20 protein-coding genes are annotated in these 22,107 nt (G+C 64.8%); 14 read left to right on the top strand and 6 right to left on the bottom strand.

Translation table 11 applies throughout. The features are described from left to right. Positions 1 to 79 precede the first annotated feature (79 nt). The 4 genes from ftsE to B9A15_RS08455 all read left to right on the top strand — a co-directional run bounded on the left by ftsE (position 80) and on the right by B9A15_RS08455 (position 3,553). Positions 80 to 739: a cell division ATP-binding protein FtsE gene (gene ftsE, locus B9A15_RS08440; RefSeq protein WP_084409595.1), complete on the top strand. Its 660-nt coding sequence runs from the start codon at positions 80 to 82 to the stop codon at positions 737 to 739. Further along, positions 732 to 1,730 (top strand): cell division protein FtsX, encoded by a 999-nt coding sequence (locus B9A15_RS08445; RefSeq protein ID WP_084409596.1) that lies wholly within the window; start codon positions 732 to 734, stop codon positions 1,728 to 1,730. Before ftsE ends, B9A15_RS08445 begins: the two co-directional genes overlap by 8 nt. 171 nt (positions 1,731 to 1,901) lie before the next feature. After that, complete coding sequence (locus B9A15_RS08450; RefSeq protein ID WP_084409597.1) at positions 1,902 to 2,618, top strand: YdcF family protein; 717 nt, start codon at positions 1,902 to 1,904, stop codon at positions 2,616 to 2,618. A gap of 155 nt (positions 2,619 to 2,773) precedes the next feature. Beyond that, positions 2,774 to 3,553 carry a lysophospholipid acyltransferase family protein gene (locus B9A15_RS08455; protein ID WP_084409598.1) on the top strand — a complete coding sequence of 260 codons (780 nt, stop codon included), beginning with the start codon at positions 2,774 to 2,776 and terminating at the stop codon, positions 3,551 to 3,553. A 59-nt stretch (positions 3,554 to 3,612) separates the two neighbouring features. Here B9A15_RS08455 and B9A15_RS08460 read toward each other — a convergent pair whose 3' ends face one another. Next, positions 3,613 to 4,140, bottom strand: coding sequence for a gamma-glutamylcyclotransferase (locus tag B9A15_RS08460; protein WP_084409599.1), 528 nt, complete (start codon positions 4,138 to 4,140; stop codon positions 3,613 to 3,615). Positions 4,141 to 4,196: 56 nt separating this feature from the next. Here B9A15_RS08460 and B9A15_RS08465 point away from each other — a divergent pair, with 56 nt between their 5' ends. Next, on the top strand, positions 4,197 to 5,255 hold the full coding sequence (locus B9A15_RS08465; RefSeq protein WP_170923211.1) for a DUF2125 domain-containing protein: 1,059 nt from the start codon (positions 4,197 to 4,199) through the stop codon (positions 5,253 to 5,255). A gap of 81 nt (positions 5,256 to 5,336) precedes the next feature. Further along, positions 5,337 to 5,852: an ankyrin repeat domain-containing protein gene (locus tag B9A15_RS08470; protein ID WP_084409601.1), complete on the top strand. Its 516-nt coding sequence runs from the start codon at positions 5,337 to 5,339 to the stop codon at positions 5,850 to 5,852. Between the two features lie 11 nt (positions 5,853 to 5,863). Here the strand turns inward: B9A15_RS08470 and B9A15_RS08475 are convergent, their stop codons facing one another. From B9A15_RS08475 to B9A15_RS08490, 4 genes are all read right to left on the bottom strand, one after another. Continuing rightward, complete coding sequence (locus B9A15_RS08475) at positions 5,864 to 7,003, bottom strand: nickel/cobalt transporter (protein WP_084409602.1); 1,140 nt, start codon at positions 7,001 to 7,003, stop codon at positions 5,864 to 5,866. Next, positions 6,985 to 7,629, bottom strand: coding sequence for a DUF1007 family protein (locus tag B9A15_RS08480; RefSeq protein ID WP_139798278.1), 645 nt, complete (start codon positions 7,627 to 7,629; stop codon positions 6,985 to 6,987). The genes B9A15_RS08475 and B9A15_RS08480 overlap by 19 nt, the downstream gene beginning before the upstream one ends. A gap of 344 nt (positions 7,630 to 7,973) precedes the next feature. Next, positions 7,974 to 8,492, bottom strand: coding sequence for a L,D-transpeptidase (locus B9A15_RS08485; protein WP_084409603.1), 519 nt, complete (start codon positions 8,490 to 8,492; stop codon positions 7,974 to 7,976). 100 nt (positions 8,493 to 8,592) lie between these two features. After that, positions 8,593 to 9,510, bottom strand: a complete 918-nt coding sequence (locus B9A15_RS08490; RefSeq protein WP_084409604.1) for a LysR family transcriptional regulator — start codon at positions 9,508 to 9,510, stop codon at positions 8,593 to 8,595. Between the two features lie 598 nt (positions 9,511 to 10,108). Between B9A15_RS08490 and odc2 the strand changes: the two genes are divergently transcribed. The 3 genes from odc2 (at position 10,109) to B9A15_RS08505 (ending at position 14,688) form a co-directional block, all read left to right on the top strand. After that, positions 10,109 to 11,242 (top strand): ornithine/lysine decarboxylase, encoded by a 1,134-nt coding sequence (gene odc2 / locus B9A15_RS08495; protein WP_084409605.1) that lies wholly within the window; start codon positions 10,109 to 10,111, stop codon positions 11,240 to 11,242. Between the two features lie 179 nt (positions 11,243 to 11,421). Next, the gene (locus B9A15_RS08500; RefSeq protein WP_084409606.1) at positions 11,422 to 12,063 is read left to right on the top strand and encodes a GNAT family N-acetyltransferase; all 642 of its coding nucleotides are present in this window, start codon (positions 11,422 to 11,424) and stop codon (positions 12,061 to 12,063) included. Positions 12,064 to 12,255: 192 nt separating this feature from the next. Beyond that, on the top strand, positions 12,256 to 14,688 hold the full coding sequence (locus B9A15_RS08505) for a PAS domain S-box protein (protein WP_084409607.1): 2,433 nt from the start codon (positions 12,256 to 12,258) through the stop codon (positions 14,686 to 14,688). Between the two features lie 427 nt (positions 14,689 to 15,115). On the opposite strand, the gene B9A15_RS08510 is transcribed toward B9A15_RS08505, so the two are convergent. Beyond that, positions 15,116 to 15,976 (bottom strand): DMT family transporter, encoded by an 861-nt coding sequence (locus B9A15_RS08510; RefSeq protein WP_084409608.1) that lies wholly within the window; start codon positions 15,974 to 15,976, stop codon positions 15,116 to 15,118. 122 nt (positions 15,977 to 16,098) lie between these two features. Between B9A15_RS08510 and B9A15_RS08515 the strand changes: the two genes are divergently transcribed. From B9A15_RS08515 to ccoS, 5 genes are all read left to right on the top strand, one after another. After that, complete coding sequence (locus B9A15_RS08515) at positions 16,099 to 16,959, top strand: helix-turn-helix domain-containing protein (RefSeq protein ID WP_244556853.1); 861 nt, start codon at positions 16,099 to 16,101, stop codon at positions 16,957 to 16,959. A 556-nt stretch (positions 16,960 to 17,515) separates the two neighbouring features. Further along, positions 17,516 to 19,096, top strand: a complete 1,581-nt coding sequence (gene ccoG, locus B9A15_RS08520) for a cytochrome c oxidase accessory protein CcoG (protein ID WP_084409610.1) — start codon at positions 17,516 to 17,518, stop codon at positions 19,094 to 19,096. 7 nt (positions 19,097 to 19,103) lie between these two features. Further along, a complete protein-coding gene (locus tag B9A15_RS08525) occupies positions 19,104 to 19,634 on the top strand; it encodes a FixH family protein (protein WP_139798279.1) in 531 nt (176 codons plus the stop codon). Further along, positions 19,631 to 21,931, top strand: a complete 2,301-nt coding sequence (locus B9A15_RS08530; RefSeq protein ID WP_084409611.1) for a heavy metal translocating P-type ATPase — start codon at positions 19,631 to 19,633, stop codon at positions 21,929 to 21,931. The genes B9A15_RS08525 and B9A15_RS08530 overlap by 4 nt, the downstream gene beginning before the upstream one ends. Continuing rightward, the gene (gene ccoS, locus B9A15_RS08535; protein ID WP_084409612.1) at positions 21,928 to 22,101 is read left to right on the top strand and encodes a cbb3-type cytochrome oxidase assembly protein CcoS; all 174 of its coding nucleotides are present in this window, start codon (positions 21,928 to 21,930) and stop codon (positions 22,099 to 22,101) included. The genes B9A15_RS08530 and ccoS overlap by 4 nt, the downstream gene beginning before the upstream one ends. Positions 22,102 to 22,107: the final 6 nt, after the last annotated feature.

Here is a 22,107-nt window from a genome sequence, read left to right on the forward strand (position 1 = left end):
CGAGTGCTGACGGACTGGCGCGGGGGCTGGAGCTCGAGACAGGCTCGGTAGGCGGCGTGGAGGAAGGAGCGACGGATCGGTGATCAAATTCGACAATGTCGGCCTCAGATACGATGCCGGCCGCGAAATCCTCAGCGATCTGTCCTTCGAGATCCGCAAGCAGTCCTTCCAATTCCTCACCGGCCCCTCCGGCGCGGGCAAGAGCAGCCTGTTGCGCATGCTGTTCCTGGCCCTGAAGCCGACGCGCGGCACGATCTCGGTTCTCGGCCGGGACGTCGCCAGCCTGTCGCGCCGGGATCTTCCCTCGATCCGACGGCGCATCGGTATCGTCTTTCAGGATTTTCGCCTGCTCGATCATCTGACGACTTATGAGAATGTCGCACTGCCTCTTCGCGTGCGCGGCCGCTCGGAAGCGAGCTATCGCCAGGACGTCGTCGATCTGATCGAATGGGTCGGGCTCGGCTCGCGCATGCATGCTTCGCCGGTGACGCTGTCGGGCGGCGAGAAGCAGCGCGCCGCGATCGCCCGCGCCCTCATCGACCAGCCGGACATTCTTCTCGCCGACGAGCCGACGGGCAATGTGGACCCGCCAATGGCGCGCCGTCTCCTGCGCCTCTTTCTGGAGTTGAACCGCACCGGCACCGCCGTCGTCATCGCTACCCACGACTTCACCCTGATGGACCAGATCGCGGCGCGCCGCCTCATCCTCAACGAGTCCCGGCTCGAGATTCATGACTGATCTCACCCATTCCGGCGATCGCATCTTGCGGGCGCTCCGCTTCGCTGTGGAGGCCGTCGCCCGAAGAAGGCGGGAGCGGCCGACGCCGATCGTCCCCTCGCACAACGTGGCCGGCCGCGCGCTGGTGACAACGATCGCCATCATGACCTTTCTCGCCAGCCTGACGGTGGGCGCGGTGACCCTCGTCTCCGAGACCGCCGCCCAGTGGCAGAACGACATCTCGCGCGAGATCACCGTTCAGATCATCCCTCGCGAAGGTCTCGACATGGAGGCCGCGCTCGGCGCGGTCGAACAGGTGGCGCGCGAGACGCCGGGCGTCACCGGCGCCGCCCGGCTTGACGATGCGGCGACGAGCCGGCTTCTGGAGCCCTGGCTCGGCGAGGGCCTGCAGCTCAGTGAGCTACCCGTCCCGCGTCTCGTCGTCATCGCGATCGATACAAGCGAGCCGCCGAATTTCGAGGCGCTCGGCCAAAGGCTGACCGAGGCCGTGCCCCAGGCCGAGCTCGACGATCACCGCGCCTGGGTCTCTCGCCTTGTCGCCATGGCCAATGCCATGATCATCACCGGCATCGGCGTCCTCGTCCTCGTCCTTCTGGCGACGGCCCTCACGGTGGTCTTCGCCACGCGCGGCGCCATGGCCGGCAATCGCCAGATCGTCGAAGTGCTGCATTTCGTCGGCGCCCGCTCCGAATTCATCGCCGCCGAATTCCAGCGCCATTTCTTCCGCCTCGCCTTGATCGGCGCTCTCTTCGGCGGCTTCGGCGCCTTCGTCCTCTTCTGGATGATGGGCTTGTGGACCGAGAGCAATCAGGCCCGGCCCGAGGCCGATCAGATCTCGGCCCTGTTCGGCTCCTTCTCCATCGGCTGGACAGGATATGCAGGAACCGTTGCCCTGGTTGCCCTCGTCGCGGGGCTGACGGCCCTCACCTCCCGTATGACGGTGCTGAGACAACTGGCCTCGATCGACATGCTCTCGCCTGTCGAAAATTGAACCATATTTTCCCGTAATGATTCAGGTGAAGGGTTGAGGTCAGGCGGTAAGCCTATCGTCGGTCGGGCGAAGACGAGAACCATCGGTCGGTCTCGTCGAAACAGCGGCGCAAGGCTCTCAAACCCCTCGGTTTGTCATGAGCGGCGCATCGCTTCGAGGAGTTCGCATGGGATGAAACCGGCGGAAGACAGACAGACGGCGGAAAAGGGCCAGTTGGAGGGCAGGACGTGGTGGCAGCATCTGCGCCATGTCCGCAAGCGCCGCTTTGCCCTGCTCGCGCTTCTCGTCGTCATGACGACCGGCTTCATCGTCGGCGGATTCGTTCGCTATACGGAGGCGACAGCCGCCCTGGCGCGTGGTGGCGACCGGCTGCTGAAAGCCGATGCTATCGTCGTCCTGACGGGTGGAGCCAACCGCATCCAGCAGGCCGTCTCCCTGCTCCAATCGGGCCATGGCCAACGGCTTCTCATCAGCGGGGTCAATCCCGGCACGAGCCGCACCACACTCGCCCGGATGACCGACACCGACCGGCGCCTCTTCGATTGCTGCGTCGATATCGACGTCGCAGCGCTCGACACGGTCGGCAATGCCCAGGAAGCGACGCGCTGGGCCAAGGATCATGGCTTCGACGAACTCATTTTGGTCACCAGCGACTATCATATGGAGCGATCCATCGTGGAATTCGAACGGGTCGGCGGGCTGAAGAGCATCACGCCGGTCGCCGTGCGCCGCGACGATTTCTGGCAAGACGACAGCCTGCCGACGACCTCCGGCCTCAAGGTGCTTCTGACCGAATATGTAAAGCTGATGGCCGCTCGGCTCCGGGCGAGCCTCGACGGGGCGGACGCGCCGATCGCCGTCGCCGCGGCCGCGGTGCGGCAAGACTGACGCCTGCCACCCCTCGCAGGTTCGCTCTCGCATTCTTCGCCAGAACGGCTCGCATCCCGGCGCCGAAGATCGTATGGAGCCGTGCCGGCCCGAGACATCGTCGATCCGCGACGCTTGGCTCGAGGTCGCACGCTTCAGGACGGGGCCCATCCGGCATGCTGATTCTTCGATCGATCGCCTTCCAGATCTGCTTCTATCTGAACCTCATCCTCCAGCTCCTGATCTTCCTGCCGATCTTCTTCTTCATCTCCGAGGAGCGGGCTTGGGGCATCGTCAAGAACATGGCGCGGTCCAGCCTTTGGATCCTGAGGGTCGTCGCCGGCACCCATTCGAAGGTCGAGGGTCAGGAGAATCTGCCGAAGGGCGGCTGCATCGTCGCCGCCAAACACCAGTCCTTCTGGGAGATCATCGCGCTTCTGCCGCAGCTCGACAGCCCCACCTTCATCCTGAAGAAGGAGCTGATGAGCATTCCGGTCTTCGGCCAATATGCCAGGCGCATGAAGATGATCCCGATCGATCGATCGAAGCGCGGCGGCGCCATTCCGGCGATGCTGGAAGAGGCCAAGCGTTCCGTCGGCGAGGGCCGCCAGATCGTGATCTTTCCCGAAGGCACCCGTGTCGCGCCCGGAGCGGCGCCCGACTATCGCCAGGGCGTTTATCGCCTTTACGAGGCGCTCGACCTGCCCGTGGTCCCGGTGGCGCTGAATTCGGGCCTTTATTGGCCGCGCAAGGATGTACGCCGCTGGCCGGGCACCATCCGGGCCGAATTGTTGCCGCCGCTTCAGCCTGGCCTGTCGCGCACCGACTTCATAGCCCGCCTGCGCGATGCGATCGAGACACGCTCCGAGGCGCTCCTTGCCGAGGCCGAGCGCGTCGACGGCCTGCGTCCACGGCCGGTACGGCAAACCGCCGAGGAGGTCGAAGGATCGTCCTGACGCTTAGTCATCCTGCGTCATTTCATCAATGATCGCGGTGTCTGCAGGTCTTAGATGGATCAGGCGCGCATATGGGCGATCACCGCTTCCAGCCAGCGATCGCTGAGGCCCATGCGATGGATCTCGGCCAAAGCATTGGCGACGTAGTCGACATTGGGGCCCGAGCGGCCATGGGCGCCCATCACGATACGGGCCGCGTCCTGGACGCTCGGCCGGCCGGCATATTGGCTATGGCCACGATCCACCACATAAGTGACGGCGTGGACGGCCCGCCCGTCAAGAAGTCGGATCGACAGGGTCATCTCGCGATAGACATGGGTGACAAGCTCACGGGCCCTCAAATAATCGAGCACCTCGCAGCGCTTGTCCCCCGACACTCGAAACGCCATGCCGACGCAGGAGCCACCCCGATCGAGCCCGAAGACAAGGCCTGGACGCTCCGGCGTGCCCCGATGCACATGGGAATGCACGCACAATGCTCGATGATAGCCGGACAGCCTCGCTTTCGCCGCTTCAAGATGGTCGAAGCCTGGATTCCAGATGAGGGAGCCGTAGCCGAACACCCAGAAGTCCTGACTTTCGTCCATTGCCTTGTCTCAGCTCCCGCATCGAACTCGTACACCCTCTCTCAAAGGATAGTCGCTTGTCCGCGTCAACCTCGGAGCCCCGCCGTATCCGCCGCGCCTATCTGTGGATCGTCGCGGTCGTCCTTCTTCTCTTCACCCTTCTCACCGGCGCCTGGCTCTATGCCGCAAACTGGATCGACCAGCAGGCGGGGCTCGCCATCGAGCGCGCCGCGCGCTCGGGCGTTGCCATCGGCTGTCCGAACCGGGACGTCACCGGTTATCCCTTCCGTATCGGCCTGACCTGCGAGGCGGTGACTGTGGACGCACCGGCCGAAGAATTTCGCATGAATGGCGGCGCTTTCCGCAGCGCCGCCCAGCTCTATCGGCCGAACCGGCTTGTGACCGAACTCGACGGCCCGGTCATCATCGATGCGGCCGGCGCACCGCCGCTCGATCTGCGCTGGGACCTCTTCCAGGCAAGCGTCAGCGCCTGGAGCGAAGGGCTCGATCGCTTCTCGGTCCATGTGGATCGGCCGTCCTTTGCAACCGTCGCCCCCGCCGCCTCTCGCAAACCCTTCTTCGAGGCAGTCTCGGGCGAGGTTCATGGGCGCCGCCGCGAGAGCGATCTCGATCTCGCCTTTCGCACGACAGGGGGCCATCTTTCGCGGGGCACCGGCGCGGAGCTGCCGCCCTTCGACATCTTTGCCGACGTCACCATCGACGGCGCGGCGGATTGGCTCTCGGGCGGGGCGGCCGGCCAGAGCGCCCGCGAGCTCTTTGCCGGGCGGAGCGGAACACTGCGCAGCGTCTCGATCAATTTGAGTGACGGCAGCGCGCAGGCGACTGGCGTGGACGGCCAAAATGGCGGCGCCGAACTTATGGGCGACTTCGCCTTTTCCGAGGATGGTCGTCTTTCGGGCGCCTTCGACCTCGCCCTTTCAAAGCCCGACGAGGTCGCTCAGAGCGTCTCGAACGCTATTCCCGAGCTCGCGGACACGGCCCGCCAGATCGCCTCCGTCATTCCGTATCTCGGTAAGAAGGACGACAAGGGCCGGACCGTCATTCGCCTGACCGCCGATGACGGGCGGCTCTCTGCCGGCCTGATCCCCCTTGGCGAGATTCCGCCGCTTCAATAAGTCGATGCCGCCCTCGACAGAGAGGGGAGGACACCATAGCTCGGCGAAGACGAAGCACACCTTAGGACGAGGACCGACGCCGTGACCGATGCCGCCCCCGAACCCGACGAAGAGACGCTCGCTTTCGCCGCCAAGGTCTTCGCGGCCGCGCGCGAAGGGGATGTGGGCACGCTCGGCCCCCTTCTCGATGCCGGTCTTCCGGCCGATCTCAGCAATGACAAGGGCGATACGCTGCTCATGCTGGCGAGCTATCACGGCCATGAAGCGCTGACGGAACGCCTGCTCAAGGCCGGCGCCGATCCGGCGATCGCCAATGATCGCGGCCAGACGCCGCTCGCCGGTGCCGCCTTCAAAGGCGAGACGGCGATCGCCCGCCTGCTTTTGGATCACGGTGCCCCGGTCGAGGATGGCGGACCGGGCGGCAAGCCACCGCTGACCATAGCTGCAATGTTCGACCGGGTGGAGATCCTGGACCTCCTCATCGAGCGCGGCGCCGATCCCCAAAAGCCCGGCCCCGACGGCTCGACGGCCCTTGGCGCCGCAAGAGCCATGGGCGCTGAGAAGGCCGCGGCCTTTCTTGAAGCGAAGCTCGGCTGAGCCCATCCGCCTTACGCCGTCAGAGCCGCGCCGAGGAGGCCAACGCCGACGAGTGTCATCAGCAACGCGCCCGCCAGTTGAAGAAGCGGGGACAAAAGAGAAAAGCGCCGCTGCCCGCGACCCTGTCCGCCAAAGCGTTCCAAAGCGCCGCGTCCCAGAACGGTCAGGCTGGCCAGCGCCGAGACCGTAATCGCGGTGCCGAGCGACATGGCGAAGACCGATAGCAGGCCACCGAGATAGAGCTCGTTCAACAGCGCGAAGGTCAGAACGACGACCGCACCGGCGCAGGGGCGCAGCCCAATCGCCATCACTGCCGCCAGGCCCGAACGCAGGGTCAGCGGACGCGACACGGCCTCGGGCGCCGGCATATGCGCCCGTCCGCAGCCGCAATCGGCCTCATCCGCCTCGCAGGTCGCGCCCCGTTCCAGCGCCTCGGCCCGAAAACCATATCCCGCCGATCGCTCGCCGGGCGCGGCAAAGGCGAGAGCGCCCATGGCGCCGGACGAGCCGCCGCCAGCCCCTTTTCGAACCATGCGAGAAATCCGCGTCCCGGCTGCCGAAAGCCGGTGCCGCAGGCCGGCGACGCGGCTCAGACCGACACACGCGCGGACGAGAAGCGCCAGGCCAAAGAGGGTGACGAGCGCATAGGACGCGATCTCCAGCATATCGGTCGCATCGCTCATCGACACGCCGCTGCCGCGCAAGAGATACCAGCCGGCGCCGACGGCGAGGATCGCCGTCGTCCCCTGCACGAGAGACGAGACGAAGGAGAGAAAGATGCCGCGCTTCAATTCGGCCCGGCTCGCCAGCATATAGGCCGAGATCACCGCCTTGCCGTGGCCGGGCCCGGCCGCATGAAAGACGCCATAGGAAAAGGACAGGCCGACGAGAAGGGCGAAGGCGCCCTCTTCGCGCTTCAGCCCGACAAGCGCCTCGCGAAGGGCGGAGAAGAATTCGCGCTGCCAGAGCGTGATCTGCGTGAAGAGCGGACCGAAGAGACCCGATCCGCCGGCGGGCGTCATCGTATCAGCCGTGCCGATGCCCAGAGAGGACTTTGCGAGAGCCGGCCCCGCCAACAGAACGAAGGCAAGGCAAAGAATGGACGTCGGGCGGCAGAATCCTTGAGCGATCGTCAGCTTGCCGGCGCGCATGAAACCTCCATTCGCGTCGCCATCACGTCGGCAAAGGCCGTGGCCCCGTCGCCCACCTCTTCGTCTGGTCCCAGATTCGCGATCTGATCCATCCACTGCTTGGCTGCCTCGTCCTCATCCGGCACATGCAGCGCCTTGCTGCAGGCATTCGGCAGGCCGATCAGCTGAAAGGCGTCGTCGCCAGGAAAGTCGAAGGCGACGAAGAAGCTCTCGTCGAAATTGGAGACCTTGATGCTTTGGGTCTTCAGATCGACGGTCTCGGTGACCGGCATTTCGAAAAAGAGGATCAGCTGGCCATCTTCATACAGCGCATGGATGACGTCCGGCCCTTTCAGCTTCACGTCCCGGCTGCCAAGCTCCACGAAGGTGTAAAAACCCCATTCGGCGATCGAGCCGCGGATCGTCTCGGCAACCTGTTCCAATTCATCCGCATCGAGCGTGCCATTGGCATTACTATCGAAATCGACCACGACCGAGGACGAAAACAATTCGTCGAACCGCCAGACATTGCGCAGCGCCACGAAATGCGCCGCGTCGTCGCCGACGATCTCCACATGCGCATCGATGAACACATGCGGATGGGCCAAAGCGGGCGCGGATATGGTCAGCGCGCCAGAGACTGCCATGGCCGCAGCGCAAGAGCGCAAGCTTCCACGACACTTCCGGCCCAGCCAGGACCTTTCTCGACTGATCGGCAAGCCAGACACTCCCCTCGTCCCCATCGCCCGCGACATCGACGGCGCCGAATGTGGGGCCCAGACGCCTGGATGCGAGCATCGTGCTGGGGGATGAAGCCCATAAGCATGGCCGAAGTTTGGACAGGCCTTGCGGGAGGCTTGCAGAAAATGACCGCTTTAGCGCCGGCCGAAGACGAGAATGCCGGTTTCTCGACAACCCGGCGCCTCATCAAGGCCTGTGCGTCATCAAGGATTGAGAGTGTGCCGGGCGATCCTGACTGATCGCCGGCATTCTAACGTAGCACGCGGACTTCAGCACCCACATGGACGCGCTCGAAGAGGTCTTTGACATCGCCGTTGCGCATGCGAAAGCAGCCGGCCGAGGCGGCGGACCCAATCGACTGCGGCTTGTTGGTACCGTGAATCCGGTAGGCACCCCAGCCAAGATTGATCGCCCGTTCGCCGAGCGGATTGTTCGGCCCCGGCGCCACCGATTGGGGCAGGCGCGGGTTCTTCTCGCGCATGGAGGGGGTCGGCGTCCAGGTGGGCGCTTCGCGCTTTTTCGACACCCAGCTCTTGCCGAACCACTGCTCGCTCGGCTTGCCGACGGCGATGTCGTAGACGAGGGCGCGATCGGTGTCGGTCACCAGATAGAGCTTGCGCTCGGCGGTTTTGATGACGATCGTGCCCGGCTCGGCGCCCAGATCGATGCGCGTTTCCGACGCCGTCGCATGGGCCGGAGCCGCAGGCAGGGCGAGACCAGCAAGAACGGTCAGCGTCAGGGCGGCAATTCGGAGGCGGTAAGTGCTCATGGCGGCGAGCTTATCGCTCCACCGGTGAAGCGCCGGTTACCGCCGCCGCGCCAACCAGCCTTGAATGGCGCGCCTTCACCTGCCGAGGAGCGGAAGCGCCTCAACCCTCATTGGTCAGGCCCAGATCGTGGCGGCGGAACCAGTCGGCCATGAAGTCGACGAAAAGGCGCACCCGCGCCGGTAGATGCCGGCGATGGGGGAAGACGGCATAGATGCCCGCTTCGCTCGACATGAAGTCTTCGAGTATTGGCACGAGGCTGCCATTCTCGATCTCCTTGCGAACGACGAAGGTCGGGCTCAAGGCGACGCCGAGCCCGGCGAGCGCCGCGGCGCGCACGGTCATCGGGCTGTTGACCGTGAACTGGCCCGAGACGTTGACGGGCATGGACTGGCCGGTCTCGGGATCGCGGAACATCCAGGCGGAAAATAGCCTGGAATTGGAATCGATGATCGCCGGATAATTGGCGACCTGGGAGGGATGGGTCGGTCGGCCGAGACGTTTCAAGAGATCGGGGCTCGCGACGATCGAGAAGTCGAGCGAGGCCAGGCGGCGCGCGATCATCGCCGAATCGGCGAGCCGGGTCATGCGGATCGCGACGTCGAAGCCCTCATTGACGAGATCGACGAAGCCGTCGTCGAGATTGATGTCGAGGCCGATATCTGGATGGGCCTTGGCGAAATCGACCAGAGAGAGGCCAAGCTCTGCATCGCCGAAGGTGCGAGCGGCGGTGACGCGGATCGTGCCCTTGACTTCGCCGGTCGCCTCACGCGCCTTTTCGGTCAGACATTCGAGGTCGGACAGGATCTGGCCCGCCCGCGCCATATAGACCTCGCCCGCCGCCGTCAGGGCGATCTGGCGCGTGGTGCGGTTGATCAGGAGGACGCCGATCTCGTCTTCGAGTTCGCGCACATATTTCGACAAGAGCGCCTTCGACCGGCCGGTCTTGCGCGCGGCGGCCGAAAAGCCCTCATTCTCGATCACGGCTATGAACGCCCGGATGCGCGTCAGCGTGTCCATCGCCCCCTCGCAGCTGGCATCGTCTTCTCCGCTCCCAACCCCCTCGTCCAAGGGCGCGTCATCCTGTTCGGCTCGCCGTAGCGATGTCCCATCCTTCGCGGCTTACCGAGGCAAAATCAATGCAGGAGCAGGAAATCGACCGCTCCTGAAATTTTGGGCTTGCGTATGACGGACACGATGTCTATTTCCGTCACTGCCCTATGTCGCACGTGCCTGTGGGCGTCCCCCGGTCCTCACGATAGCGAGGGTAGCCGGGACGGTACCTGGACGTAACACACCCAGTCGGTTTCGCGAGCCGCGCGTTTCCGAGGACGCCTTGAAGCAACGACGGTCCGGGCCTTTGACGGTCTCTCCCGGTCTCCACAGCCGGGATTACTGAAGAGGCACACCTTCTTTGCCTGAAGTGCGGCGGGTCCAAGCCCTCCAATCCATGGCAGACCGATAAGCCGAACGCCGCTGGCCTTTTGTCGCCGGCTTTCGGACCAATCGCGTCGCGCGAGCCCTGTCTCGCGGGAACGGACGGATCTCGTCCGGGCCCAGGGATTCGTCTTGCGTAGCGCTCCTCGTCGACCTTAATTCCGGTTCATGGGAGAGCCACATGGCCACTCAGCGCATTATCGACTTCCTCGCCGACCGACGTATCGACGGCCCTTGCCTCGTCGTCGACCTCAATGTGGTCGAAGAAAACTTCAACGCCTTCCGGCATGCGTTGCCGGATTCGGCGATCTTCTATGCCGTGAAGGCCAATCCGGCCCCGGAGATCCTCAAGCTCCTCGCCTCGCTCGGCTCGAATTTCGACTGTGCCTCGGTCGCCGAGATCAAGATGGCGCTGGCCGCTGGCGCAACGCCCGCCCGCATCTCCTATGGCAACACGATCAAGAAGGAGCGCGATGTCGCCGCCGCCCATGCGCTCGGCGTCTCGCTCTTTGCCGTCGACTGCGTGGAAGAGGTCGAGAAGATCGCCCGCGCCGCCCCCGGCGCCCGCGTCTTCTGCCGCGTCCTGACCAATGGCGAGGGCGCCGAATGGCCGCTGTCGCGCAAATTCGGCTGCGTACCGGCCATGGCGATCGACGTGCTGACCCATGCCCGCGACCTCGGCTTGAAGTCCACCGGCGTCTCCTTCCATGTGGGCTCCCAGCAGACCGACACCAATGCCTGGGATGCGGCGATCGCCGATGCTCGCTTCGTCTTCGAGGCGCTGGAGAAGCGCGGTATCCTTCTCACCCTCGTCAATATGGGCGGCGGCTTCCCGACCCGCTATCTGAAGGACGTCCCGACCGCGGAAGCCTATGGCCGCGCGATCTTCGACAGCCTGAAGGCCCATTTCGGCAACCGCTTGCCGGAGACGATCATCGAGCCGGGCCGCGGCATGGTGGGCGATGCCGGCGTCATCAAGGCCGAGGTCGTTCTCGTCTCCAAGAAGTCGGACGCCGACGAGAACCGCTGGGTCTATCTCGACATTGGCAAGTTCGGCGGTCTCGCCGAAACGATGGACGAGGCGATCCGCTATCCGATCCGCACCGCCCATGACGGCGGCGCCGTCGCCCCTTGCGTGCTGGCCGGCCCGACCTGCGATTCGGCGGATGTTCTTTATGAGAAGACACCCTATCCGCTGCCTTTGGCCCTCACCATCGGCGATGAAGTGCTGATCGAGGGCACGGGCGCCTACACGACCACCTATTCGGCGGTCGCCTTCAATGGCTTCGAGCCGCTCGCCTCCTACGTGATCTAAAAGGGGCGCCTGACTTTGAGACCGAGGATGATCCCGGCCGCTTCTCTTCGACGACGAAGCCTGAACGACTGATCCGGCGCCCATGGTGCGCCGGGTTCTGACCCCGCGCGCCATGCCGCCCGATGACGGCTCCTTGCGCATTTTCCGCAACCGCCTCGATAGTCGAAAGGTGGTCCGTCATGTCCGACACCGGTCTCCTCGCCTCCCAAATCACGTCCGATGTCCTAAGCCAGGCCATCGTGCCGGCTCTTGCCGCTTTCTCGATCCAAGCCGAAACGGCAGAGCATGTCGGCGCGCGTGAAGCGCTTCTCGACCGCGCCATGGGTAAGAGCCGCAAGCGCAAATCCTCCGAAGCGATCCGGCGCGGCCGGCGGCCGGCTGAAGGTCTCGCCTTTTCCGCCGTCTCGGTTTCGGGCGAGCTTCTCGGCACGCTTCGCCTCTGGCATGTCGCGGCCGGCACGAAGGACGGCAAGCCCGTCCTGGCGCTTCTTCTCGGGCCCCTCGCCGTTTCGCCGGAGGCCCAGGGCCTCGGGCTTGGCGGCGCCTTGATGCGCCATGCGATCGACGCGGCGAGCCGGCTCGGCCATGGCGCGATCCTTCTCGTCGGCGATCCCGAATATTATGAGCGCTTCGGCTTTTCGGCCTGTGAGACGGGTGGGCTCGCCATGCCCGGCCCCTTCGAGCCCCGGCGGCTTCTCGCCCTCGAACTGAGCCATGGCGCGATCGCCGGCGCTTGCGGGCGCATCGTTGGCACCGGTGCGCGGATCGGCGAGATGGGCCACCGCCGCTTCTCCAGCGATGGCTTTGCGGTTGCCGCCTGATCCGTCGTAGGTCTTGCGGGCACGCCACCCTGTGCCTCTTTCGCATCGCCGGGAATTCAAAGCTTTGAGATGGCGGCAGGTTTTCCACTTTACCGGCGGCGACCGAAGGGATCGACTATCTAAGGCGGGCCGCAACGCGTATCGTTCAGACTGACGTCACCGCCTCGAAAAGGCGCTTTTACGGACTGACGGATGAGCGAATCCGAGATATTCAATCTCACGGCTGAGGAGCGGCTTGCCGCTCTTCGACGCGAAAACGAGGATCTGCGCCTTCGTCTCTCCCGTCTTCAGGATGCGGAAGACAGACGAGCTGAGATCGCGAATCATGATCGCGAAATCGCCAATCTGCGCCGCGCGCTTCATCGCTCGGAGGCCCGCTATCGGCTGATCGTCGAGAGCGCCGTCGACTACGCCATCATCGCCACCGATCTCGACGGCACCGTGACCACCTGGAACGAGGCCGCCGAGGCGACGCTCGGCTGGAGCGCCGAGCAGATGATCGGCCGCCCGATCAAGACGATCTTCACGCGCGAGGATGTGGCGAACGGCATTCATGAGCGCGAGATGCGCCTGTCGCTCACGGAAGGAAAGGCACGCGACGAGCGCTGGCATCTACGGGCCAACGGGTCGCGCTTCTTCGCCAGCGGCGAGATGATGCCGCTGCTCGACGACGACGAGCAGCCGGCCGGCTTTCTCAAGATCCTGCGCGACCGCACCCAGGAGGTCCTGGAGCGCAAGGAACTCGACGCCAGCCGCGAACGATTGCGCTTGGCGCTCGACGCCTCGGCCATCGTCGGCACCTTCGATTGGGACGTGCCGGCCGATATCCTCTTTGCCGATCAGCGCTTTGCAGCGATCTTCGGCATTGGCGAGGCGACTGCCCGGCAGGGGGTGTCCGTCGCCGCCTTTCTCGACGGCATTCATCCCGAAGATCGGGCCCGCGTCGGCGCCAAGCTCGAGGCGGCTGTTGCGAGCGCCGACATCTTCGCCGAGGAGTTTCGCAGCGCGCCCGCCCATGGGCAGATCCGCTGGATCTTCGCCAGAGGCCGCTGCTTCCACGACGCCACCGGCCGCCCCCAGCGCTTTCCTGGCGCCATCGTCGACATCACCGCCGAGAAGGAGCGCAATCGCCGCCAGGCCGCGCTTTTGAAGCTCGGCGACGACATGATGCGCGAATCGGGGACGACCGACTATTCCCGTCTCGCTCTGTCGATCCTCGGCGAGACGCTCGGGGTCTCGCGTGTCGGCTATGCGACGATCGATCGAAGCGGCCGTTATGCAACAGTGGTCAACGAATGGTGCGAAGAGGGAACGGCGCCTTTGCGCGGCCGATATGAGATCGGCCTTTTCGGCGAGCACTTCCTGCCCGCCCTGCGCAAGGGTCTTCTCGTCGTGGAAGACGTCTTCGAGGCGAGCGAAACGGCCGATGCCGCCGATGAATGGGCGGCGCTCTCGGTGCGCTCCCTCGTCAATATCGCCGTCGTCGAAGGCGGCGAGCCGAGGCTCATTTTCTATGTCCATTCGTCGCGCATCAGGCGTTGGTCCGACGAGGACATCGCCTTCATCCGCGAGATCCTGGCGCGCTCCTGGACCTATACGCGCCGGCGCCGGGCCGAGATCGCGCTGAAGGAGACCGAGACGCGCCTACGCCTGGCCCAGGAAGCGGCGGAGATCGGCACCTTCGACTATGATCTGAGAACCGGCGTCCTCATCTGGGACGATCGATGCCGCGCCATGTTCGGGGTCTCGCCGGGCGAGCCGATCTCCTATGAGGAGGTCTTCCTGCCCGGGCTCCATCCGGAGGATCGCGCCCGGGTGGAAGAGGCGGTCGCGCAGGCGATCGATCCCGATTCGTCAGGCGATTACGACGTCACCTATCGCACCATCGGGATCGAGGACGGGGCGCTCCGCCATGTCCATGCCAGCGGTCAGACCATCGTCGAGAATGGCGAGACGGTGCGCTTTGTCGGCGCAGTTCGCGACGTCACGGAGGAAAAGCTCGCCGAGGGTCGCCAGCAGCTCCTGACCCGCGAATTGCAGCATCGGGTCAAGAACACCCTCGCCATGGTCACGGCGATCGCCAATCAGACGCTGCGACGGGCACCGAGCGTCGAGGAGGGGCTGGCCGCCTTTTCCGCCCGGGTCTCGGCCCTTGCCAAAGCCCATGACATCCTCACCGAGACGAGCTGGACGGCGGCCCCCATCGCGGACATCGTCGAGCAATCGCTTCTGACCCACCGTCCGGCCAAGGGCGAGCGCATGGGCTGGTCCGGGCCGAAGGTCATGCTGACGGCCCGCCAGTCGCTCTCCTTGTCGCTCGCCTTGCACGAACTGGCGACAAACGCGGCGAAATACGGAGCTCTCTCCAATGACGACGGCCGGGTCGCCATTGTCTGGAGCGTCGACACGCAAGCCGGGACACGCTGCCTGAGGCTGCAATGGCGCGAGATCGGCGGCCCGCCCGTCGTCGCGCCGACCCGCAAGGGTTTCGGATCGAGGCTCATCCAGCAATCGCTCTCAGCCGAATTCGGCGGCAATATCGTCCTCGACTACCAGACGACCGGCCTCATCTGCTCGATCGACGCGCCGATCACCTTCGATGAGGGGGAGTGGCCGGCGGGGTGATCGGAGCGATGCTCCGCCTGCGGCGGCCAGAGCATGATGTGACCCGAAAAGTTGCAGAGCTTTGGGGTCACACGGCGTCTGTTCCTAAATCGTTATCGGGCCTGCAGAGTCTGAAGGTGAGTGCAATTCTCCCGACGCTTCGCCATCCTTGCTCTCGGGAAGAGAGCGGGGACCATGCCGTCACCGTCAGAGGGGCATTCCGGCTGAGGAATTTCACGAAAGAGACCGCTATCGTCTGCGGATGTGAGCAACGTTCGAGGCATAGGTCCCCGGCCCTGAGGGGCCGAGGATGACGACCGGTATCAATGACTGCGTCAAAACCTTTTACGCATTCATTTGACACAGTGGGACCAGATGTCCGCGTTAGGCAGGCTCATCGCGCTCGCCGCGATAGCGTTGGATGCGCCACGCGGCACCGCTTCCGTCTTCAGCGGCGCGCGAACATCACGATATTGCCGAGACCCGCCAGAAAGACCCCCGCAAAGGCGCTCGCGGTCCATTCGTAGCCCTCGAAAAGGGTCGAAAGGGTCAGTGCGACGATCGGAAAGAGGACCGTCGCATAGCCTGCGCGGGCCGAGCCGATCCGCGCGACGAGCATGAGATAGGTGGTGAAGCCGACCACCGAGCCGATGACCGCCAGATAGACGAGCGCCGTCCAGTAGCTGACGCTTGCGGGAACGGCCAGCGTCTCGCCCCGCAAGGCGATCAGGATCAGGACGACGGCCGCGCCGATGCCCATGCCCCAGCTGTTTGCGACGACCGGGGTGATGCCGAGGGCCGAATTCTTGCGGGAGGCCATATTGCCGAACGAGAAGAAGATCGTTCCCATGACCGCCCAGACGAGGCCAACCAGCGTTTGCGGATCGAAGCCGACGGCAAGATCGTGCCAGAAAAGCAGCGTCAGGCCGCAGACGCCGAGCGCACCGGCAAGCAAGGTCTGCGGATTGATCCGATCGCCGAAGAACAGCCGCGCATTCACCGCGTTGAAGATCGAGGCCAGCGAAAAGACGACGGAGACGAGACCCGAGGGGATCGACGCGGTCGCATTGTAGAGGCCAATGAAATTGAACGAGAACAGGCAGAGCGCCTGAAGGACGACGAAACGCCAGTGCGAGGGCCGCTTCAAGCGGCCCAGAAGGGCGAGCCCGGCCACCATGACCACGCCGGACAGGGCGAAACGATAGAAGATCGAGACAAACACGGGCGCCTCGCCGACCTCCGCGGCGATGCCGATCCAGGTGGTGCCCCAGATGAGGACGGTCGAGACGAAGAGGATGGCGGTCTGCATGGCGGTTCCTTTCAAGGACGCTCGCCCATAAGCCGTAGAGGGATGCCGCCCTTGCACGATCTTGCGCTATTCTCGAATGGCTGACGTTCCGCGCCGGTTTCGGGTCGGCTATGGTTGAGGCCATGGTTTCGACGGTTCGCCATTCCCTGGAGGCTTCGCCCTCCGCCCGCACGCTCGCCGCGCTCAATCTCGGCGACGGCCGCTCCGTCGCGATCTGGGAAAATCGGAACGACCGGGTGCGCTATGAGGCGCCGGCCCACCATGCCTTCAGCCTCTATCTGACTGGCGGAGATGGAACGCGCCGGGTGGACCGGGGGCGGGAATGCGGCCGCGCCGGAACGGTCTGCATCATGCCCGAGGGCCGCAATTCAGAATGGGAGATCACCGCCCCGTTCCGCTTCGTCCATCTCTATCTGAGCGACGGTGGGCTGAAGGGAGCCTTCTCGCGCATTCACGACAGGGACGCCCGCTGCCTCGATCTGCCCGAGGTCACCTTCGTCCTGGCGCCGAACCTTGCCGACCCGCTCGCACGCCTGGCCGAAGCGGCGGTGTCGGCGGATCTCATCGGGGCCGATGGTGCGGTGGCCGATCTTGTTGCCGGGTTTCGCCCATCCCCCGTCCAGCTGCGCGGCGGCCTGCCGTCCTTTCTCCTTCGCCGCCTGGATGAGTGGATCGAGGCCCATCTGGACCAGCCCATCCGGCTGTCAGACCTCGCGCGCCTCACCGACCTCTCGGAATTTCACTGCCATCGCATGTTCCGGCTCTCGCGCGGCGTTCCGCCCAATGTGTGGATCGCCCAGCGGCGGATCGAGCGGGCAAAAGACCTCCTGCGGACGACGACCCCGATCGCCGAGATCGCGGCGGCCTGCGGCTTCTCCAGCGCCAGCTACCTGACGCGCGTCTTCAAGGCCCAGACCGGCGGCACACCCGCCGCCTATCGCGGCGCGATGGAAGGGAAGACGATCGAGGGACGGGCGTCTTGAGGCACCATACCCTCCCTTCGATATCCCACCACGATCTCATCTGTCGGGCCCAGAGCGACTGGACTTGTCGATGAAACAGATCGCCGTACCGGCGAGCATCAGAGCGACATAAGAGAAGGCGAGGCTCCAGAAGGTTGGCCAGTCCACCCATCTCCACCCCCAGACGGAAGCGATGACCATCGTTGCGATCGCTATCGTGGCAGCGACGCAGGCCGGGCGTAGAACCGCGACAATACCAGAAATCATGAAAATATCTCCGCCAATCGGCGAGAGTATATGGTCCCAGCGCCTACCGGTCGATGCGGATGATGGCCGGAACGCACTCTTCAGCGAAAGAAGCGCACTCCATGGTTAAGAGGGCTTCGATCACCTGAGCGCGCGATGCAATAACCCAAATTCGCCATCGCGGTCCAAGGCTTTGTCTTGCCGCCTGACGTCCAGCCCACCCCTTGATCCTGATCAAGGCGCTCGCCTTCCATCTCGTCCATGACGCAAGCTGAAACGCGATCCTCGCGGGGGCCTACCTCGCGACCGAGACGAAGAAGCCGCTGCCATCATGGACACCCATCCGAACGAGTCTTTGCCGGGAGAGGACGAGGTCCAGACCTTTGCCGATACGGCGACCCACAAGGTCGGATCGAGCGCGCCGCTTTATGCCAAGCGCGAGAAGATCCACCCCAAGCGCGCCGAGGGCCGGTTTCGCCGGCTCAAATGGATCATCATGGCGATCACCTTGGGGATCTATTACGTCACTCCCTGGCTACGCTGGGATCGCGGGCCTTATGCGCCGGATCAGGCGGTGCTCGTCGATCTCGCCAATCGGCGCTTCTATTTCTTCTTCATCGAGATATGGCCTCAGGAATTCTATTACGTCGCCGGGCTTCTGGTCATGGCAGGCATCGGCCTGTTCCTCATCACCTCCGTCGTCGGTCGTGCCTGGTGCGGCTATACCTGCCCGCAGACCGTCTGGACCGACCTCTTTCTTTGGGTCGAGCGCGCGGTGGAAGGCGATCGCAACGCCCGCATGCGCCTCGACAAGGCGCCGATGGATGCGGGCAAGCTCGCCAAGCGCGTGACGAAACACGCTATCTGGCTTCTCATCGCGGTCGCCACTGGCGGCGCCTGGATCTTCTATTTCGCCGATGCGCCGACGCTTCTGAGGGACGTCGTCACGGGGGATGCACCCTTCGTCGCCTATGGCACGATCGCGGTCCTCGCCTTCACCACCTATAGCCTCGGCGGCCTCATGCGCGAACAGGTCTGCATCTATATGTGCCCCTGGCCGCGCATCCAGGCGGCGATGCTGGACGAGGATTCGCTCACCGTCACCTATAATGACTGGCGGGGCGAGCCGCGCTCCAAGCACCAGAAGAAGGCGATCGCGGCCGGCGAGCCGGTCGGCGACTGCATCGACTGCAATGCCTGTGTCGCCGTCTGCCCGATGGGCATCGATATCCGCGAGGGCCAGCAGCTCGGCTGCATCACATGCGCCCTCTGCATCGATGCCTGCGACGGCGTGATGGATAAGATCGGCCGCGAGCGCGGTCTGATCGCCTATGCCACCTTCCGCGATTATCACGACAATATGGAAGCGGCGACCAACCCGGAGACAGGTCGGATCGAGCCCGCCCGCGTTCGCGATCAGAGCGGGCGGTTCCTGCCCGGCCTGAAGCACTTCGACTGGCGGATCATCTTCCGGCCACGCACGCTGATCTATTTTGCCGCCTGGGCCGCCATCGGTCTTGGTCTCGTCACCGCGCTCACCTTGCGCGAGCGGCTGCAACTCAATGTCCAGCACGACCGCAACCCGGTCTATGTGACGCTAAAGGACGGCTCGATCCGCAACGGCTACACGGTCAAGCTCCTCAACATGGTGCCCGAACCGCGCGAAATCACGCTGTCGCTCCAAGGACTGCCCGGCGCGACCATGCATGTCCCCGATCTCGGCCTCGACAATGTCCGCTCGCTCGACGTGCCGGTCGAGCCCGATCTTTTGCGCCAGATCAAGGTCTTTGTCTCCCAGCCGGGCGATAAGGTGGAAGACGGCAAGACCGGCTTCGACTTCCTCGCCAAGGACGTCGGGTCCGACGAGGCCGACCGTTACGACGCCGTGTTCGAAGCCCCGGAAGGACGGTGAAAATCAGATGAAGAGCGCCCTCAACATGACCACGCTTCTCGATACGCTCCTTGCCCGCAAGTCCTTCACCGGCATGCATATGCTCGCCGTCATGCTGGTCTTTTTCGGCACGATCATTAGCGTCAACCTCTATATGGCGCGCCAAGCTATGGAGAGTTGGACCGGTCTCGTCGTCGAAAACAGCTATGTGGCGAGCCAGCACTTCAACGACGATGTCGCCGAGCGGGAACGCCTCGCCGGCCTCGGCTATTCGCTTCATGCGACTTACGCGAACGAGACCTTGACCATTCATCTCGCCCGCAGCGGCAAGCCCCTGGCGATCGGCTCGATCGAGGGGCGTGTCGGTCGCCCGGTGACGGCGATGGAGGATCGCGATCTCACCTTCTCACTCACCGGCGACGGCACCGCGCGTTCCGCGCTAAAGCTCGGGGCTGGTCTTTGGAAGGCTGATGTCCTGGTGAGGACCGCCAATGGCGAGATGATGGAGCGCGGTCTGCGCTTCATCGTCACCGAGGCTGAGGCGGAGGCGGTCCAATGAGCTGCTGCGGGGGCGATCTCGCCGGAGCCTGCGTCGAGGCCGTCGGCGATCCCGACAGGCTGCGGCGGGCCGAAGAGCTCCGCCATGCCGGGCGCGAACTTCCCGATGGGGGAACGGAATTCGTTCTGTCGGCCCCATCGATCCATTGCGGCCAGTGCATCGTCGCTATCGAAGACCAGCTCGCAAAACTGTCCGGCATCGAGAATGTCCGGGTCAATCTCACGCTGAAGCGCGTGACGATCACCACCAGCCCCGACTTCGAGGAACCGATCGTCCTTCTCGAGACCCTCGACCGGCTCGGCTATCCGGCAACGCCAGTCGATCTCGGCGATCTCGACGACCTCGCCAAGGGCCAGCGCTCGCGCGAACTCCTCAAGGCGCTCGCCGTCGCCGGCTTTGCCAGCGCCAATGTCATGCTGCTCTCGGTCTCGGTCTGGTCCGGCGCGGATGCTGCGACGCGCGACTTCTTCCATCTCGTCTCGGCCCTGATTGCTTTGCCGGCGGTCGGCTATTCGGGCCGGGTCTTCTTCCGCTCGGCCCTTAAAGCCTTGAGCGCCGGGCGACTGAACATGGACGTGCCGATCGCCCTTGCGATCCTGCTCGCCCTTGCCATGAGCCTTTACGAGAGTCTGTCGGGCGGCGAGACCGCCTATTTCGACGCCGCCCTCACCCTCACCTTCTTCCTGCTCATCGGTCGCTTTCTCGACGAGGCGATGCGCGAGCGCGCGCGCAGCGCCGTCACCGCTTTGGCAAGGCTCGTCTCCAAAGGGGCCAATGTCGTCGAGGCCGATGGCAGGATCCGCTATCGTCCGCTCGACGAGATCCAGCCCGGCATGCGGCTGCGCCTGGCCGCCGGCGACCGGCTTGCGGTGGATGCCAGGGTTCTGAGCGGCGAGGCCATGATCGACCGCTCACTGGTCACCGGTGAGAGCGCGCCCATGCTGGCCGCGCTCGGCACGCGGCTCGAAGCGGGCGTTCTCAATCTGTCCGCACCGATCGAGGTGGAGGCGACGAGCGATGCCGGGACCTCGTTCCTCGCCGAGACGCAGCGGATGATGGAGGCGGCGGAGGTCGGTCGCGGTCGCTATGTGCGCATCGCCGACCGCATGGCCCGCATCTATGCGCCGGCCGTCCATCTCCTGTCGCTCGTCACCTTTCTCGGTTGGGTCGTTATCACCGGTGACTGGTATGCGGCCGTCTATGCCGCGATTTCGGTCCTGATCATCACCTGCCCCTGCGCCCTCGGCCTCGCAGTGCCCGTGGTCCATGTGGTCGCTGCCGGCCGGCTGTTCGAAGGCGGGGTGATGATGAAGGACGGTTCGGGCCTCGAACGCCTCGCGAAAATCTCTCACGCCGTCTTCGACAAGACGGGAACGCTGACCACGGGCACGCCGCGCGTTGATGCAACGACGATCTCGGATAAAGACGTCCCGCTCGCCCTTTCCCTCGCCGCCGCCTCGACCCATCCGGCCGCCCGCGCCGTCGCGGCCCATTATGCCGGACGGTCAGGCGCCGCGATCGAGGCCCTTCGCGAAGAGCCTGGCTGCGGCATGGAAGGCACGATCGGAGGCATGGGCCGGCGCCTGCGGCTCGGACGGCCCGACTGGGTGGGCGAGATCGCCGATGTCGATCCGCGCAGCGCGGCCACCCTGGAAGGCGTCGCCTTCGCCATAGAGGGCCATCCGATCGCTCATGTCACCTTGACCGAGACCCTGCGCCCCGGAGCCGAGGCGATCGTCCAGGCGCTTGGCAAGCTTTCGCTTTCGGCCGAGCTTCTGTCGGGCGACGCCGAACGGCCGGTTTATCGCCTGGCCACGCGCCTCGGCCTGCCGGCCAAGGCCCGGCGGGCTCCTTCAGACAAGATCGGCCGCATCCGCGCCCTCCAAGAGGCCGGTGAACGCGTTCTGATGGTCGGGGACGGGCTCAACGATGCGCCGAGCCTAGCCGCCGGCGACGTCTCCATGGCGCCGGCTTCGGCCTGCGACGTCGGGCGGCTCGCCGCCGATTTCGTGCTGACACAGAACGATCTCTCCGCGATCCCTGAGACGATCGAGGTCGCCCGCAAGGCCGAGCGGCTCGTCACCCAGAATTTCGGCCTCGCCATCGCCTATAATTGCGTCGCCGTACCGCTCGCCATGGCGGGCATCGTGACACCGCTCATCGCTGCCATCGCCATGTCCGCCTCTTCGATCCTCGTCGTCGCCAACAGCCTTCGCCTCGCCCGCCGGCCCTCTTTCCGATCGAAGAAGCAGGAACCGGCGACGCCCGCCTTCCTTGCCCCCGAGGTTTTCGGATGAGCCTTCTTCTGTTTCTAATTCCCATCGCGCTCGGGCTCGGGGCCCTCGGCCTCGGCGCCTTTCTCTGGAGCCTCAAGAGTGGCCAGTATGACGATCTCGACGGGGCGGCGGTGCGGATCCTCTTCGACGACGAGGAAAGCCTGAAACGGTCCGATCGCCGGCCCCGCTGAAGCGAA

The sequence above is a fragment of the Fulvimarina manganoxydans genome (assembly GCF_900176465.1).
Classification (GTDB): domain Bacteria; phylum Pseudomonadota; class Alphaproteobacteria; order Rhizobiales; family Rhizobiaceae; genus Fulvimarina; species Fulvimarina manganoxydans.